This window comes from Desulfovibrio sp. SGI.230 (assembly GCF_050313065.1).
Lineage (GTDB): Bacteria > Desulfobacterota > Desulfovibrionia > Desulfovibrionales > Desulfovibrionaceae > Desulfovibrio.
The window spans coordinates 110,442-127,165 of the sequence record NZ_JBNPKS010000004.1; the positions used below are offsets into that span (position 1 = coordinate 110,442).

The following is a 16,724-nucleotide window of genomic DNA, read 5'->3' on the forward strand; positions in this document are numbered from 1 at the left end:
TGCCCAAAGTTTTTCCGTTTTCCTCCCCATCAGGCCTGCCGAGAAAGGTCTCACCCTCTCCCCTTTCCGGCGGGCCTGAAAAAAGAGTTCCAAGGAGTCCCTCATGAATGCCCGTACCGACGCCATCCGGCAGATCGCCCAGAGCCATCCGGACCACCAGCCCCCCGCCACCGAGATCGACACCATCTTCGGTTGTGACGTCTTCTCCCTCGACATCCTGCAAAAGCGTCTGCCCAAGCCCGTGTTCCGCATGCTGAAGGCCACCATCGCCCGCGGCGAACGCCTTGACCCGGACATCGCGGATACTGTGGCCTGCGCCATGAAGGACTGGGCCATCAGCAAGGGCGCCACGCACTACACCCACTGGTTCCAGCCCATGACCGGCCTGACGGCCGAAAAGCACGACGCCTTCCTGACCCCCACCGGCGAAGGACGCGTCATCAACGAGTTCTCGGGCAAGATGCTCATCTGCGGCGAGCCGGATGCCTCCTCCTTCCCGTCCGGCGGTCTGCGCTCCACCTTCGAGGCCCGCGGCTACACGGCCTGGGATCCCACGGTCCCTGCCTTCATCATCGGCCGCACCCTGCATGTGCCCACCCTGTTCTACAGCTATTCGGGCGAGGCCCTGGACCGCAAGATCCCGCTCATGCGTTCCATTTCCGCCCTTTCCCGCCAAGCCCTGCGCATCCTGCGCCTGTTCGGCAACGATACGGCCACCTTCGTGCGCCCCAGCGTGGGACCGGAACAGGAATACTTCCTTGTCGACCGCCGTCTGGCCGCCCTGCGCCCCGACCTGCTGCTGGCGGGCCGCACGCTGATGGGCACCCCGCCCGCCAAGGGCCAGGAGATGGAAGACCACTACTTCGGCTCCATCCCGGCGCGCGTCATGGCCTTCATGCAGGATGTGGAGGACGCCCTGTTCCGCCTCGGCATCCCGGCCAAGACCCGGCATAACGAGGTGGCCCCCGGTCAGTTCGAGATCGCGCCCATCTACGAGGACGCCAATATCGCCACCGACCACAACATGCTCATCATGAACCTGCTGCATGAGATCGCGCCGCGGCATGACTTCATCTGCCTGCTCCACGAAAAGCCCTTTGCCGGCGTCAACGGCAGCGGCAAGCACAACAACTGGTCCATCAGCGATTCCGAGGGCAACAACCTGCTCGATCCCGGCAAGACCCCGCTGGACAATGCCCAGTTCCTCGTCTTCCTGGCCGCCGTGCTGCGGGCCGTGCACAAGCACAGCGCCGCTCTGCGTCTGGGCACGGTGGGTGCGGGCAACGATCACCGTCTGGGTGCCAACGAAGCCCCGCCGGCCATCATCTCCGTCTATCTGGGCGACATGCTGACCGACGTCATCGACACCATCATGAACGGTGTGACCCACAAGCCCGGCCGCACCAGCATGGAGATCGGCGTTTCCTCCCTGCCGCCCCTGCCCGTGGATCTTTCCGACCGCAACCGCACCAGCCCCTTTGCCTTCACCGGTAACAAGTTCGAATTCCGGGCCGTGGGTTCCTCCCAGTCCATCGCGCCGGTGAACATCGCCCTGAATACGGCCATGGCCTGCGCCCTGGACGACATCGCCACCGAGCTGGAAGCCACCGTGGGCTCCGGCACGAGCCTCAACGCCGCCCTGCAGGAGCTGCTGCCCCGTCTGTTCCGGGAACATCAGGCCGTGGTCTTCAACGGCAACGGGTACTCGGAGGAATGGCCCGTGGAGGCGGCCCATCGCGGCCTGCCCAACCTGGCCACCACCGTGGATGCCCTGGAACGCTACAACACGCCTGAAGTCATGGACGTGTTCCTGCGCCAGAACGTGCTTTCCGAACGCGAGATGCTGGCCCGGCAGGAGATCCTGCTGGACACCTACGCCAAGACCATCGCCATCGAAGCCTCGCTCATGCTGGACATGTCCCGCACGCAGATCCTGCCCGTCGCCCTGCAGGAGCAGGCCGCTGCCGCCGATCTGGTGCTCAAGACCCGGGCCGTCAGCACCGAGGCCGCCATGGAAGAAGAGCGCTTCACCTGCCTGCGCGGCCATACCGTGGGCCTGAACGGTGCCCTTGCCGCCCTGGAACAGCAGCTCGCCGCGCTGCGTGCCGCTGCGGACGCCCACACGGCCGCCCGTATTGCCCGTGACGGCGTGGTCCCTGCCATGCAGGCCTGCCGCGAACACTGCGACGCCCTTGAGCGCATGCTCAATGCCGCCGTCTGGCCGCTGCCCTCCTATGCGGAGATGCTCTGGCTGCACTGATCCCCGAACTGGTCCCTTTGTCTCCCCGGGCCGGGCATGACCATCCCCGCCCGGGGACGTTTTCCCTCCACTCCCCCAGCCTTCCCAGGAGTGACATATGAACGGTCTTTTCGATCCCCGCCGGGAGCATGATGCCTGCGGTGTGGGTTTTGTTGCCTATCTGGACGGCCAGAGCCGTCATGACGTGATGCACATGGCCCTGGGTGCCATGACCCGCATGGCCCATCGTGGCGGCGGTGACGGCAGGAACGGTGACGGCGCCGGCATCCTCTTCCCTCTGCCGCGCGATTTCTTCCTGCGCCAGTGGCCCGCGTTGTCGGTCTGCGCCGCCCCCTGGGCCGTGGCCCAGCTTTTCCTGCCCCGGGATGCGGCGCTGCGGGCACTGTGCCTGCAGCGCTTCCGCGAGATCTTCACGGCCTGCGGTCTGCGCGTGGAAGACGAGCGCGACGTCCCTGTGCGCGAAGACGTGCTGGCTCCCGCTGCCCGTCAGACCATGCCCGGATTTTTGCAGCTGCTCGTCCTGCCGGATACCAGCTCCCCCGAAGCCGCCGAGCTCCATGATCCCGAAGCCCTTGAACGCCGCCTGTTCCTTGCCCGGCACATGGCCGAGAACCTGATCTGGAAGGAACTGCGCCGGCAGGGACAGGACACCCGACTCTTCTATGTGGCCAGCTGCTCCTGCCGGAGCATCGTCTACAAGGGCATGCTCCCCGGCTCCCGGCTGGGCGAGTTCTATACCGATCTGACGGACGAGGACTGCGCCGCGCCTTTTGCCGTGTTCCACGAACGTTTTTCCACCAACACCCTGCCTTCGTGGCCCCTGGCCCAGCCCTTCCGCCTGGCCGCCCATAACGGCGAGATCAACACCCTGCGCGGCAACGCGGCCCACATGGGCGTGCGCGAGGCCGTGCTCGCCTCGCCCCTGCTGGGGGCGCATCTGAAGGACGCCCTGCCGGTCATCAATCCCGATACCTCGGATTCCGGGACCCTGGACAACGTGCTGGAGCTGCTGGTCCGCGCGGGCTACACCCTGCCCCACGCCCTGATGATGATGGTCCCCGAACCCTTCGGGCCCACCTTCGTCATGGGCGACAACAAGCGCGCCTTCTATGAATATCACTCGTCCCTCATGGAACCCTGGGACGGCCCCACCTGCCTCGTCTTCACCGACGGCTGGCGGCGCGTAGGCGCCATGCTCGACCGCAACGGCCTGCGCCCCTGCCGCTGGAGCGTCTCCCGGGACGGCCTGATGGTGCTCGGCTCGGAAAGCGGCCTTGTGGACGTGCCTGAAGAGGACATCATCCAGCGCGGCCAGCTCCAGCCCCGGCGCATGATCCTGGCGGACGTGGAACACCACCGCATCGCGCCTGATGCGGAGATCAAGGGGCAGGTCATCCGCTCCCAGCCCTGGCGTCGCTGGCTCCAGAAGCACGCCGTGCGCCTTGAGACCCTGAACGGCATGGGCGAAGAAAGCGATGCCGTGCACGCCCTGCCGCCGCTGGACCGCCGTCTGCGTCAGGCCGGTTGCGACAGCAGTTGGCAGCGTCAGGTCCTCGTGCCCATGGCCGAGAACGCCCAGGAGCCCGTCTGCTCCATGGGGACGGACAAGCCCCTGCCCTGCCTCAGCGACGAGCCGCAATCCCTGTTCCGCTGGTTCAAGCAGCGTTTCGCCCAGGTGACAAACCCGCCCATCGACCCCTACCGGGAACAGTTGTCCATGTCGCTCATGGGCCATGCCGGACGTGCGGGCAACATCCTGGAACCGGGCCCCGAAAGCTGCGCTGTCCTGCGCCTGCCCCATCCTTTCCTCACCACGGACGACATGCGCCGGATCCGGGCCTCGCGGCGTCCCGCCGTCCGGGCCGTCACCCTTGACGCCACTTTCCCGGCCCACGGCGACGGGGAAGCCCTGCGCGCGGCCCTCGATCGCCTGTTCGCGGACGCCGAGGCTGCCATCGCCCAAGGGGCCACCATCCTGGTGGTGAGCGATACGGCCATGACGGCGGACAAGGCGCCCATCCCCGCCCTGCTGGCCTGCGCGGGCCTGCACCATCATCTCATCCGTGCCGGGCTTCGCCATGCCTGCGGCATCATCGCGGAAAGCGGCGAAGCCTGCGAGGTCATCCACATGGCGCAGCTCATCGGCTACGGCGTCAATGCCGTCTGCCCGCACGCGGCTCTGGATGCCGTCCGCCGCATGGCACGGGAAGGCCGCCTGAGCACGGACACCGGCCCTCTTGACGAAGAAGACGCGCAGGAACGCTATATCAACGCCCTGAAGAAGGGCCTGCTCAAGGCCTTTGCCCGTCTGGGCATCTCCACCCTGCGATCTTTCCGCGGCTCGCAGCCCTTTGAGGCCCTGGGACTGTCACAGGATGTCATCGACCGTTATTTCACGGGCACGCCCTGCTCCATCAGCGGCATCGGTCTGGAGACCCTGGCCCGCGATGCCGCCCTGCGTCACGCGCAGGCCTGGGACGATGCCGATACCACCGCTGCCGCCCCTGCGGCGCGTCTCTGGAGCCCCCGTACCGTGCGCGCCCTGCATACGGCCGTCAATGAAGATACGGACGGACAGGCTCCCTCCCCGGCCTGGCAGACCTTCTCCAGCCTTTGCAACGAACAGGAAGCCCAGGGCTTCACGCTGCACTCCCTGCTGGAGATCGCGCCCGACCCGGCCCGCGCCCCCGTCCCTCTGGACGAGGTGGAGCCGGAAGAGGCCATCCTGCGGCACTTCGTCGGTGCGGCCATCTCCTATGGCGCCATCAGTGACGAAGCCCACCGCACCCTGGCCGAAGGCTGCAATGCCTGCGGCGTGCCCTCCAACTGCGGTGAAGGCGGCGAGGATCCGGCCCGCAACACGCCCCGGACGGACGCGGACGGCCGTCGTCATGACGCGCGCTCCCGCATCCGCCAGATCGCTTCGGGCCGCTTTGGCGTCACGGCGGAATATCTTGCCCATGCGGAAGAGATCCAGATCAAGGCGGCCCAGGGTGCCAAGCCCGGTGAAGGCGGCCAGTTGCCCGCCTACAAGGTCACGGTGGACATCGCCCGCGTCCGCGCCACCATGCCCGGGGTCTCCCTGGTCTCCCCGCCGCCGCATCACGACATCTACTCCATCGAGGATCTGGCGCAGCTTATCTACGACCTCCGTCACCTCAATCCTTCGGCCCGCATCTCCGTCAAGCTGGTGGCCGAAAGCGGTGTCGGGACCATCGCGGTGGGTGTGGCCAAGGCCGGTGCGGACTGCGTGGTCATCTCCGGCCATGACGGCGGCACCGGTGCCAGCCCGCATTCCGCCATCCACTATGTGGGCCTGCCGTGGGAATCCGGTCTGGCCGAGGCGCATCAGGCGCTGGTGACCTGCGGCATGCGCCGGCGGGTGTCCCTCCAGACCGACGGTCTGCTGCGCACCGGGCGCGACGTGCTCGTGGCTGCCCTGCTGGGCGCCGAGGAATTCGCCTTCGGGACGGCGCTGATGGTCAGCATGGGCTGCGTCATGTGCCGCAACTGCATGAAGGGCCGCTGCCCGGCGGGCATCGCCACCCAGGACGAAAAGCTGCGTGCCCGCTTCAAGGGCCGCCCCGAACATGTGGAACGTTTCCTGCGCCTGCTGGCCGGGGACGTGCGCCGTGAACTGGCCGCCCTGGGCTTCCGCTCCCTGAACGAAGCCGTCGGCCATGCCGATCTGCTGGCACAGCGTACGGACATCACGGGCCGGGCGGACTCCCTCGACCTTTCGCGCCTGCTCTGGACGCCTGACGCGGCCTGCGAACACCATGCCGGAGGCTTCCCCCGTGTCTGTGAACCCACGGCCCTGGAACAGGACCTCGATCAGGCCGCCGAACCCGTGCTGGCGGGACAGTGCGACCATCTGCGCATCGAGCGGACCATCCGCAATGTGGACCGTGCCGTGGGCGCGCGCCTTTCCGGCAGCATCGTCCTGCGTCACGGGGCCGCCGGTCTGCCCCAGGACAGCCTGCACCTCCACTTCCACGGCCAGGCCGGGCAAAGCCTCGGGGCCTTCCTGGCCCCCGGCGTGACCCTTGAGGTGGAAGGCAGCGTCAATGACTACGCGGGCAAGGGCCTTGCCGGCGGCACCATCGTGGTCCACCCCGATGCCGGGGCCCGCTTCGTGGCGGCGGAACAGGCCGTGGCCGGCAACGTGGCCCTGTACGGCGCTACCGCCGGGGAGGCCTACTTCTGCGGCCAGGCCGGGGAACGTTTTGCCGTGCGCAACTCCGGTGCCTGCGCCGTGGTGGAAGGTGTGGGCGACCACGGCTGCGAATACATGACCGGCGGTACCGTCGTCGTCCTGGGACGCACCGGCTACAACTTCGCCGCAGGCATGAGCGGCGGCACGGCCTTCGTCTACGATCTGGACGAGCATTTCCAGAACCGCTGCAACATCGAAAGCGTGGATCTGGAATCCGTCTGGCAGGAAGAGGATCAGGCCCTGCTGCGCCGCCTGGTGGAACGGCACGCGGCCTGCACCGGCAGCGCCAAGGCAGCGTCCCTGCTGGCCAACTGGGATGCCGCCCTGCCGCTCTTCGTCAAGGTCATGCCGCTGGATTACAAGAACGTGCTCCGCCGTCAGGCGGAAGCCGCCCACGACGCGGAGACCGCCTCCGCCACCGAAGAAGTGTTCCATGTACGAGGAGAGAACGACCATGCGTAAGATCGCCTTCACCAAGATGGAAGGCTGCGGCAACGATTACGTCTATCTTGACGGATTTTCGGAAGATCTGCGGCTCGCGGAAGGGGACATCCCCTCGCTGGCCCGTGCCGTCAGCGACAGGCATTACGGCGTGGGCTCCGACGGGCTGGTGCTCATCCTGCCGCCCACCTCACCGGACAGTGCCGACCTGCGCATGCGCATGTTCAATGCCGACGGCAGTGAAGCCGAGATGTGCGGCAACGCTTCCCGCTGCGTAGGACGCTTTGCCTGGGAGCATGCCCTGACCGACAGGCCCGTCATACGCCTGGAGACCCTGGCCGGGGTCAAGCTCCTGCAGCGGGTGGACGATGCCGGGGGCTGCCCCTCCCGTGTCTGTGTGGACATGGGCACGCCGGAACTGGCCCGGCAGCGCATCCCCGTCCGCCCCGACACGACATCGGATCCCGAAAGCCCGTGCATCGGCCAGCCCATCCGGGTGCTGGATCGTGAATGGGCCGTGACCTGCGTGTCCATGGGCAATCCTCATGCCGTGGTCTTCGTGGACGATGTGGACAGTCTGGATCTGCCTGTGGTGGGCCCGGCCTTCGAACACCACCCCTGGTTCCCCAGCCGCACCAATACCGAATTCGTGCAGCTCATGGACGCGGGACATGTACGCATGCGCGTCTGGGAACGGGGTGCCGGAGAGACCCTGGCCTGCGGTACCGGCGCCTGTGCCGTGGCCGTGGCCTGCCATCTGACCGGACGTACGGGAAGGGAAGTGGCGGTGCAGTTGCGCGGCGGCACGCTGGACATCCGCTGGGATGAACGGACGGGGCACGTCCTGATGACCGGCCCGGCCCGCACCGTTTTTTCTGGAGAATACAGCCCTGCCCAGGGACAGGAGGACTAGCCATGATCCGCAGCAACGAACATTACGCCGGACTGCCCGGCGCCTATCTTTTCGCCACGGTGGCCGCCAGGGTCCGCGCGCACCGGGAACAGCATCCCGCCCTGCCCGTCATCAGCCTGGGTATCGGCGACGTGACCCGCCCCCTGCCGCCCGCTGTCATCACGGCCCTGCATTCGGCAGTGGACGAGATGGCCTCGTCCGCCTCCTTCAAGGGGTACGGCCCGGAACAGGGTTATGATTTCCTGCGCGAAGCCATCGCCGCGCATGACTACCGGGCCCACGGTGTACAGATGGACGCCGCGGACATCTTCATCAGCGACGGTTCCAAGTGCGACGTGGCCAACATCCAGGAACTGTTCTCCCTGTCCTGCCGCGTAGCGGTCACCGACCCCGTCTATCCCGTCTATGTGGATTCCAATGCCATGGCAGGCCGCGCGGGCCGGTGGACGGGCGAGCGCTGGAGCGACCTCATCTATCTGCCCTGCACGGAAGCCAACGACTTCGTGCCGGACTTTCCCGACGCGGTGCCCGACATCATCTATCTTTGCTATCCCAACAATCCCACGGGCACGGTGCTGCACAGGGATGCTCTGGCTGCCTGGGTGGACTATGCCCGCCGCCACGGGGCCCTCATCATCTATGATGCGGCCTATGAAGCCTTCATCAAGGATACGGACAGCGAGGTGCCGCACAGCATCTTCGAGATCCCCGGCGCCGAAGAAGTGGCCGTGGAGTGCCGCTCTTTCTCCAAGACGGCGGGATTCACGGGCCTGCGCTGCGCCTTCACCACCATCCCGGCCGCGGTGACCATCCCCGGCCCGGACGGTTCCCGCGTCTGTCTGCAGGACATGTGGAAGCGCCGCCAGAGCACCAAGTACAACGGCTGTCCCTACATCGTGCAACGTGCCGCCGAGGCCGTCTACAGCCCAGAGGGGCAGGAACAGGTCCGCGCCACCATCGCGGCCTACATGGCCAATGCGGCGCGTATCCGTTCCGGTATCGAGGGCATGGGCCTTTCCTGCTACGGCGGCATCCATGCCCCTTATATCTGGGTGAAGACGCCTGACGGCATGGGTTCCTGGGAGTTCTTCGACCTTCTGCTCTCCCGCACTTCCCTGGTCTGCACCCCCGGTGCGGGCTTTGGGCCCAGCGGCGAAGGCTATGTACGCTTCACCGCTTTCGGCAGTGAGGAGGATACCACCGAGGCCCTGGAACGTTTGCAGGGACTGAGCTTGTAAATCTCATTCGGGGATGGGCCCTTGCCAGCAAAGCGGCAGGGCCCATCCGCCACACTTTTGTCTTCTTTTGGAAGGACAGACACTCTTTTCCCCAAGGGCATACCGGAGCGCGGGGAAGGCACGAAGCGCTCCCTTATGCATAAGGCCCGCCAGAGCATGACTCCGGCGGGCCTTTTTCGTGCTGCAACAGACAAAGAGCGGATGCTGCGGCCATCAGCACGGATGGGGACAGCCTCCGCCCTTCCCAAGCAAATCCTTGCATCAGTGCTGGCGGAAATCCTTGTAGCTGATGCCATGTTTCTTCATACGCAGGGCCATGACGCGCTCCGTGAGCCCCAGGGCCTGGGCCGCATGCCCCATGTGCCCCTTGTGCCGGGCAAGGGCATCGGTGATGCAGGCGCGCTCCAGCTCGTCGAGACGATCCTGCAAGGTGCCGGAAGCCGTATAGGGCTCCACAGGTCCCTTGTGCGCCTCCGGGCCGAACGGACAATGCGTACTGTGCAGTTCACGCGGCAGATGCTGGGGCAGGATCAGACCATCCTGACCGACCAGGAGCACGGCCCTCTCCATGACGTTCTCCAGCTCACGGATATTGCCGGGCCAGGAATAACGTTGCAGCATGTCCATGACGGCCAGCGAGATGCGGATGCCTGAACGTCCGTTGGCCGCAGCGTACTTGTCCACGAAATAGGCCGCCAGCGGCTGGATGTCGTTCTGCCGTTCGCGCAGGGGCGGCATGTGGATGGGGAACACATTCAGACGGTAATAGAGGTCGCGGCGGAACGTGCCCTCCTCCACCATGCGGGCCAGATCCCTGTTGGTGGCCGTGATGATGCGCACGTCCACGGACAGGCTCTCCGTACCGCCCAGACGCTCGAAACAGCGCTCCTGCAGGACACGCAGCAGCTTGGCCTGCGTCAGCAGGGAAAGTTCCCCCACTTCATCAAGAAAGAGCGTCCCGCCATCCGCCAGCTCGAAGCGTCCCTTGCGTATGCCCGAAGCACCGGTAAAAGCTCCCTTCTCATGGCCGAACAGTTCGCTTTCGATGAGGTTTTCCGGCAAGGCCGCACAGTTCAGCGAGATGAACGGCCCCTTGCTCCGCTTGCCGGCGGAATGGATGGCATGGGCGGCCAGCTCCTTGCCTGTGCCGCTCTCGCCGTACAGCAGCACCGTCGTCGTGGAAGGCGCCACCTGCGAGATCTGCTCATAGACAAGGCGCATGGCATCGGAATTGCCGACAAAACCGTGCGGACGCAGCGGCGCGGACAGCGCATTGCGCAGGCGCATGTTCTCTTCGATGGCCGCGACACGCTCGTCCATGACGTTTTGCCGCGCCCTGGCCGCATGGGCGATCATGGACGCGATGATGGTCAGGATGCGCTCGTCTTCTTCCAGCGTCACGGCATCCGCAAAGACACGGTCCACGGAAAGGGCGCCCAGGACCTCGTCCTCGAATTTGATGGGCACACAGATGAAGGCGATGGTATCCTTTTGCAGGTCACGGGAACGGGTACGGTTCAAAAAGATGGGGCTGGCCGAAACATTGGAAACGACCATGGGCTGGCCGCTCTGGATGACGCGCCCCGTGACGCCCTCACCCAGCGCATAATGGCCCCGCCGCTGCTCGGCGGGATTCAGGCCGTGGGCCACCTCGATGCGGATCTCGCCGGTATGGGGAGACACGAGGGTGATCATGCCCCGCATCATGTGCAGGTGCTGCGCCATCAGAGAGAGCGTCGCCTCCAGGCTGTGGCTGATGTCGCGGGAATGGTCGATGACCTGGGAAAGGTCGAACAGCAGCCGCAGCTCGCTGACCGTTTCACGTACGCGCTGCCGATGCGACGGCAGCACAGGAGATGTGGAGGGAGCCGCCCCTTTCTGATCAGGGGCGGAAGGATCCGTCGATGGCGTCTCTTGGTGTCGTTTCATGCGCAGGGCTCCCCTTTCCGGCTGCCTGCAGACATCCCGGCACGCCTCCAGCTTTTGGAGATCGGCCATCTCTCCTTTCCCGGCACCCGGCACCGGAAGCGGCACGCAAACCAGGATACCCAAGGGGCCTGCGCTCCATGTCATGGAAGAGGACACACCGGAGCCATGCGGGAAAGATGTCCGTACCGGGAATGATGCGGCAGTACGGGCAGAACCCCGAAAGATACCGGCCCGTGGCATCCCGGGGCCCTGAAACAAGGCATTGAAAATACAAAAAAAGCGGCCGGCCATAACAGCCAACCGCTTATTTTTGTGATGGTGCGCCCGAAGAGATTCGAACTCCTGGCCTACAGGTTCGTAGCCTGTTGCTCTATCCAGCTGAGCTACGAGCGCATGTTTGAAATATTACGTTACCCGGCCGTGTCCGTCAAGCAAAAACGACGGTGACCGGTGCAGCCGCACTACTGAGCGTCGATAGCGTTGACGGCGCGAGACAGGCGGGACAGCTTGCGGGCAGCCTTCTTCCAGTGCATGGCGCCCTTGCCGGCGGCCTTGGCCAGCACGGAAGCGGCAACAGTCAGAGCGCTGCTGGCCTGTTCCTTGTCGTTGCCGGTGATGGCGGCGCGCACAGCCTTGACGGCGTTCTTCACGCGGGTACGGGCAGCGCGGTTGCGGGCGGCGTGTTTCAGGCTCTGCTTATGACGCTTGATGGCAGACTTATGGTTAGCCACGGTATTCCTCCGATATTTTGGCCTGCAATGCAGGTATAGTGCCTTCGTGTGAAGACGGATTCTTAGCAGAGCATGGCATATCTGTCAAGCTCTGCGGCCATATTGGCGCATTTTCATGCAAGGGGCAGTGCCCCTTGCCACATTTTAGATCTGCAGGGCGGCAAAATCCGCCAGCCGAGCAAACCGGGTGCCCAGGGCATTGAGCATGGCCAGGCGGTTGGCGCGCAGCGCCGCATCATCGCACATGACCATGACGCCGTCGAAGAAGGCATCCACCACAGGACGGACTTCCAGCAGCGTTTTGAGGGCGGCGGTATGGTCACCGGCCTCCCACAGGCTGTCCAGACGCGGCAGCAGATCGTCCAGCGTGGCGGCCAGGGCCTTTTCGGCATCTTCCTGCAGCAGGTCAGCCTGCCAGGCAGCGGCAAGCTGTTCAGCCGCGCCCTGCTTGCGGACGATGTTGGCCACACGCTTGAAGGTCTGCACGGCCTCGGCATAGCCGGCTTCCTTGCTGAACTGGGCAAGGGCGGCCAGGCGGGCCCCGCACTGGCAGACATCAGCCACACCGGCGCCCAGAGCGGCATCCACCAGCAGGCTGTCTTCGCCACGGTTCTGCCAGTAATTGCGCACACGGCCCGCAAAGAAGTCCAGCAGCTTGTCCAGGGCTTCCTGCGGAGCCAGCTTCCACTGGCGGTCACCATAGAGTTCGTGAGCACGGGCGAACAGCTGACGGATGTCGAAGTGCAGGTCGAACTCCAGAGCGATACGGATGATGCCCAGAGCGCAACGGCGCAGGGCATTGGGGTCGGCAGCGCCGGTGGGGATCATGCCCAGGCCGAAGCAGCCCACCAGGGTATCGGCCTTGTCGGCCATGGACAGCAGCGCGCCGCACAGGCTGGCAGGCACGGGGCTGTCGGGGCCGGCGGGCAGATACTGTTCGCGCAGGGCCTGGGCCACCACCGGGGTCTCGCCCTTGCGCTCGGCGTAGATGCCGCCCATGATGCCCTGCAGGGTATCGAACTCGCCCACCATGCCGGTCACCAGGTCGGCCTTGGACAGACGGCCGGCACGGGCGGCGTCCTCGGCGCTGACCTTGCCCTGGGCCACGTTCTCGGCCAGCCAGCGGCACAGGGCTTCCAGACGGCGGGTCTTTTCGCCCATGGTGCCCAGACGGCCGATGAAGATGACGTGATCCAGCTTTTCCAGCCAGTAGTCGAAATTGTCGCGCAGGTCGGCATGCCAGAAGAAACGGGCATCTTCCAGGCGGGCACGCAGCACGCGTTCCCAGCCGTGCTTGACCAGGCTCATGTCCTCGGGGGAGATGTTGAGCACGGTCAGGAAGTGCGGCATCAGGGTACCGTCGGCAGCCTCGATACCAAAGCTCTTCTGATGGCTTTCCATGCTGGTGAGCAGCACTTCACGGGGCACTTCCAGATAGGAAGGATCGAAGTCGGCCAGCAGGGGCACGGGATGTTCGGTCAGGCCCTGCACCTCGTCCAGCAGGCCGTCACGCCACAGCACCTTGCCGCCGATGGCGGCAGCCTGGGCGTCACCGCCTTCCACGATGACCTTGCGGCGGTCGGCGGCATCGGGCGTCAGGCCGCCCTTGTCAGCCAGCACGGCCAGCAGCTCATTGGCATGGGCCACGCTGAAGGGACCATGACCGTGGATGCGGTGGCCCATGGTCTCGCGACCGGAAGCCACGGGGCCCACGGTGAAGGGCACCACGGCGTCATCCAGCAGGGCCACGATCCAGCGCAGCGGACGGGCATAGGCCAGGGTATTGCTGCCCCAGCGCATGCGCTTGCCGAACGGCAGGGAGGTGATGACGGCGGGACAGATCTCGGCCAGCAGATCGGCAACGGCAGCGCCGCCGATGCGTTTGCGCACGGCCACGTATTCGCCCTTTTCGGTGGTGATGCGGTACACATCGTCCACGCTCACGCCGTTGGTGCGGGCAAAGCCTTCCAGGGCCTTGGTGGGCTTGCCGTCAGCGGCAAAGGCCACACGCACCGGCGGGCCGGCCACTTCTTCCTCGCGCTCCTGCTGCACGGGGTTCACGTCCTCGATGATGACGATGGCACGACGCGGCGTGCTCATGGTACGCAGGGCGCCGTGTTCCACACTGGCTTCCTGCAGGGCCGCCGTAAAACGGGCGGCCAGTTCGGCTTCTTCGCCGGCCAAAAAACGGGCAGGCAGTTCTTCGCTGCCAATTTCAAGCACAAAGGTCGCCATGCCTTACCTCGCCTCGGTGTTGAGCATCGGATACCCCAGCTCTTCACGCTGGGCCACATACAGTTTGGCCACGCCTGCAGCCAGAGCGCGCACACGGCCGATATAGCCGGCACGTTCCGTGATGGAGATGGCGCCGCGCGCATCCAGCAGGTTGAAGGTGTGGGAACATTTGAGGCAGTAGTCATAGGCGGGCCAGGGCAGGTTCTGCTCCAGCATGGCCTTGCACTGGCCTTCAAAATCATTGAAATGACGCAGCAGCATCTCGGGGTTGCTGGCCTCGAAATTGTGCTTGGACTGCTCCACTTCGTTCTGGTGGTAGATGTGGCCGTAGGTCACGTTCTTGTTCCACTTCAGGTCGTAAACGGATTCCACGCCCTGCAGATACATGGTCAGACGTTCCAGACCATAGGTCAGCTCCACGCTGATGGGATGCAGGTCGATGCCGCCCACCTGCTGGAAGTAGGTGAACTGGCTCACTTCCATGCCGTTGAGCCACACTTCCCAGCCCAGGCCCCAGGCGCCCAGGGTGGGCGATTCCCAGTCGTCTTCCACAAAGCGGATATCGTGCTGGGCGGGATTGATGCCCAGGGCGTTCAGGCTTTCCAGATACAGTTCCTGCACATTGGCAGGAGAAGGCTTCATGATGACCTGGAACTGGAAGTAGCGCTGCAGGCGGTTGGGGTTTTCCCCGTAGCGGCCGTCAGTGGGACGACGGCTGGGTTCCACATAGGCCACGCTCCAGGGTTCGGGGCCCAGCACGCGCAGGAAGGTGTTGGGGTTGAACGTCCCCGCCCCGCATTCCACGCCTGAAGGCTGTTCCACGACACAGCCCTGCTCCGCCCAGTAGCGTTGCAGGGTAAGGATGACATCCTGAAAATACATGTGCAGTCCTTTTTTAACACATTTCGGCACGACGCGACGCTCGCGTCAGCTACGGCGCCGCCAGTCCGACGCGTCCCCTTCGTTCGTCTTTTGTCCCGCAGACGGGACGGGCAGACTCAAACCCGACGAAAATAGTTCCCTTCCCAGGCCAGCCCCAGATGGTACTGGACAAAACCATCGATGGCCCGGGCACAGGCCCGCCGCACCGGGGGCGGCAGCTCGCCGTCCGGCCACCCGGACGGGAAACTTTGCTGTACATGGCGCAGAAGGTCAAGCCCCTGTGCGGGGATCTCCACGCCATAACGCTCCAGTTCGAAGCGGCTGCTGCGACAGGAGGAACAGCGCAGCTGGCCTTCATCGACCACGAAGAGCGCGTCCTCGCTGATGGTCCGGCCGCACCGGCCGCACTGCCCCAGGTTGGGGGCAAAGCCCAGGGCCCCGGCCAGACGCAGGCGGAAATACAGGGGCAGGAGCACAGGCGGGGCCTTTTCCGCCTCCAGTACCGCGCGCAGATCCTCCACCAGTAGGAAGGCTTCCGTCGCGGCGTCCTCCCCTACGCCCATGGCTTCCACAAAGCGCAGGCAGTTGGCCGCCAGCCCCATGCGCTGCCAGTTGCGCCGCAGCAGGCGCGGCCCCTGCAGCAAGGCCGCCTCCTCAAGATTGAGGAAACGCCCGTCCTTTGAGGAACGGACACGGCACTGCAGGCTGTTCAGCACATCCAGACAGCCGCAAAAGCGTCGCCTGCTGCAGCTGCCGCCAAAGGCGAACAGCGTCAGCAGGCCATGTTCACGGCACAACAGCTTGAGCCAGAGATCCGACTCACGAAAGGCCCCCATGCGCAGCACGAGGGCCTGGTCGGTCCATTCCATCAGTTGGCGGCAGGCGGGAAGACCAGGGTCTTCACCTGACCGGCCTGACCGGGAGCCGGCAGTTCCGTCCCGTCATACGAGACCTGGACCCCACCGGCGTTGCCCAGCTTTACCTCCAGGGCCTTGGCAAATTCCAGAGTGATGATGTCGCCCTTGCGCACCGAGAACTGGCGCACTTCCCCGTCCACGGTGGCCCGCATCCAGCATTCGCCGATACCGGTCACCACCACACGGTGCATGCCAGCAGGCAGGGACGGATCCTGGGCGGCCGTATCCTGGACCGTGGCGGCATTGGCCGTCTGGCCCCAGGTCAGCTCCGCAGGACGGGTATCCATCATGCCCGTGTATGCGGGCGCGGCACTGCGTTCAGGCTGTGCGGTACCGGGCACAGGCGCCACACCGCCGGCAGGAGCGGCCGTGCCGCCATTGCCCTGGGGGGCCGGGACAGTCTGGGCACCGGCCGGAGCAGGCGCCGCAGGCGTCGTGGCAGACGGTGCCGGAGCCACCGGCTCAGGGGCAGGAGCCACGGCTGCAGGCTCTGCAGTCGGCAGGCTCTGTTCCTTGCTACCGGTCAGATCCTTGAATACGCCCCGCTGCCACAGCATCCAGCCGCCACCGGCCAGCGCCACCACCAGGATGAGCAGGATGAAGACACGCAGCCAGCCCGCGATGCCCTGACGGGCGCCGTGACGCAAGATGGCGGGATTGCTGCGCAGGTCCTCGTCGCCCCCCATGACGGTGCATTCCGTGGCCGCCGCGGGCTGCAGGGCGTGCGCCACTTCCGCCACGGCTTCGGGATCCAGGGCCATGTACGAGGCATAGGCCCGCAAAAAGCCCTTGGTATAGGCAGGATGGGGCAAGGCGGAAAGATCCCCGCTCTCCAGGGCCTGGATGAGCCGCGTGCTGATCTTCAGGTGGGCGGCCACATCATCAAGGCTCAGGCCGCGGCGTTCGCGCTCCGCGCACAGCGCCGCACCCAGTTCTTCAAAAGTCATGCAAACCTCGATACG

10 protein-coding genes and 1 tRNA gene are annotated in these 16,724 nt (G+C 65.5%); 4 read left to right on the forward strand and 7 right to left on the reverse strand.

Features of this window, described 5'->3' with window-relative positions:
- The first annotated feature begins 103 nt into the window (after positions 1-103).
- The 4 genes from ACQRAG_RS05700 (at position 104) to ACQRAG_RS05715 (ending at position 9,068) form a co-directional block, all read left to right on the forward strand.
- Positions 104-2,260: a glutamine synthetase III gene (locus ACQRAG_RS05700; protein ID WP_427803897.1), complete on the forward strand. Its 2,157-nt coding sequence runs from the start codon at positions 104-106 to the stop codon at positions 2,258-2,260.
- A 97-nt stretch (positions 2,261-2,357) separates the two neighbouring features.
- Positions 2,358-6,938 (forward strand): glutamate synthase large subunit, encoded by a 4,581-nt coding sequence (gene gltB, locus ACQRAG_RS05705; RefSeq protein WP_427803896.1) that lies wholly within the window; start codon positions 2,358-2,360, stop codon positions 6,936-6,938.
- A complete protein-coding gene (dapF, locus tag ACQRAG_RS05710; protein ID WP_239463842.1) occupies positions 6,931-7,830 on the forward strand; it encodes a diaminopimelate epimerase in 900 nt (299 codons plus the stop codon). The genes gltB and dapF overlap by 8 nt, the downstream gene beginning before the upstream one ends.
- A 2-nt stretch (positions 7,831-7,832) precedes the next feature.
- A complete protein-coding gene (locus ACQRAG_RS05715; protein WP_303877427.1) occupies positions 7,833-9,068 on the forward strand; it encodes an LL-diaminopimelate aminotransferase in 1,236 nt (411 codons plus the stop codon).
- Positions 9,069-9,329: 261 nt separating this feature from the next.
- Here the strand turns inward: ACQRAG_RS05715 and ACQRAG_RS05720 are convergent, their stop codons facing one another.
- The 7 genes from ACQRAG_RS05720 to ACQRAG_RS05750 all read right to left on the reverse strand — a co-directional run bounded on the left by ACQRAG_RS05720 (position 9,330) and on the right by ACQRAG_RS05750 (position 16,709).
- On the reverse strand, positions 9,330-10,997 hold the full coding sequence (locus ACQRAG_RS05720) for a sigma-54 interaction domain-containing protein (RefSeq protein WP_204625274.1): 1,668 nt from the start codon (positions 10,995-10,997) through the stop codon (positions 9,330-9,332).
- Between the two features lie 316 nt (positions 10,998-11,313).
- Positions 11,314-11,390, reverse strand: a tRNA-Arg gene (locus ACQRAG_RS05725).
- A 68-nt stretch (positions 11,391-11,458) separates the two neighbouring features.
- Positions 11,459-11,728 (reverse strand): 30S ribosomal protein S20, encoded by a 270-nt coding sequence (rpsT, locus tag ACQRAG_RS05730; RefSeq protein WP_006004646.1) that lies wholly within the window; start codon positions 11,726-11,728, stop codon positions 11,459-11,461.
- A 144-nt stretch (positions 11,729-11,872) separates the two neighbouring features.
- Entirely contained in the window at positions 11,873-13,963 is a 2,091-nt protein-coding gene (glyS, locus tag ACQRAG_RS05735; protein ID WP_204625273.1) for a glycine--tRNA ligase subunit beta, read from the reverse strand.
- Between the two features lie 3 nt (positions 13,964-13,966).
- Positions 13,967-14,845 (reverse strand): glycine--tRNA ligase subunit alpha, encoded by an 879-nt coding sequence (gene glyQ, locus ACQRAG_RS05740; RefSeq protein WP_006004641.1) that lies wholly within the window; start codon positions 14,843-14,845, stop codon positions 13,967-13,969.
- 116 nt (positions 14,846-14,961) lie between these two features.
- Entirely contained in the window at positions 14,962-15,714 is a 753-nt protein-coding gene (recO, locus tag ACQRAG_RS05745; protein WP_427803895.1) for a DNA repair protein RecO, read from the reverse strand.
- Positions 15,714-16,709, reverse strand: coding sequence for a helix-turn-helix domain-containing protein (locus ACQRAG_RS05750; RefSeq protein WP_304020521.1), 996 nt, complete (start codon positions 16,707-16,709; stop codon positions 15,714-15,716). The genes recO and ACQRAG_RS05750 overlap by 1 nt, the downstream gene beginning before the upstream one ends.
- Between the last annotated feature and the right edge of the window lie 15 nt (positions 16,710-16,724).

Bases quoted from the DNA above. Each gene is read 5' to 3' on its own strand.
- recO (WP_427803895.1), bottom strand. From the start codon at position 15,714: ATGGAATGGACCGACCAGGCCCTCGTGCTGCGCATGGGGGCCTTTCGT.
- glyQ (WP_006004641.1), bottom strand. From the start codon at position 14,845: ATGTATTTTCAGGATGTCATCCTTACCCTGCAACGCTACTGGGCGGAG.
- ACQRAG_RS05720 (WP_204625274.1), bottom strand. From the start codon at position 10,997: ATGAAACGACACCAAGAGACGCCATCGACGGATCCTTCCGCCCCTGAT.
- gltB (WP_427803896.1), top strand. From the start codon at position 2,358: ATGAACGGTCTTTTCGATCCCCGCCGGGAGCATGATGCCTGCGGTGTG.
- ACQRAG_RS05715 (WP_303877427.1), top strand. From the start codon at position 7,833: ATGATCCGCAGCAACGAACATTACGCCGGACTGCCCGGCGCCTATCTT.
- ACQRAG_RS05700 (WP_427803897.1), top strand. From the start codon at position 104: ATGAATGCCCGTACCGACGCCATCCGGCAGATCGCCCAGAGCCATCCG.
- glyS (WP_204625273.1), bottom strand. From the start codon at position 13,963: ATGGCGACCTTTGTGCTTGAAATTGGCAGCGAAGAACTGCCTGCCCGT.
- dapF (WP_239463842.1), top strand. From the start codon at position 6,931: ATGCGTAAGATCGCCTTCACCAAGATGGAAGGCTGCGGCAACGATTAC.
- ACQRAG_RS05750 (WP_304020521.1), bottom strand. From the start codon at position 16,709: ATGACTTTTGAAGAACTGGGTGCGGCGCTGTGCGCGGAGCGCGAACGC.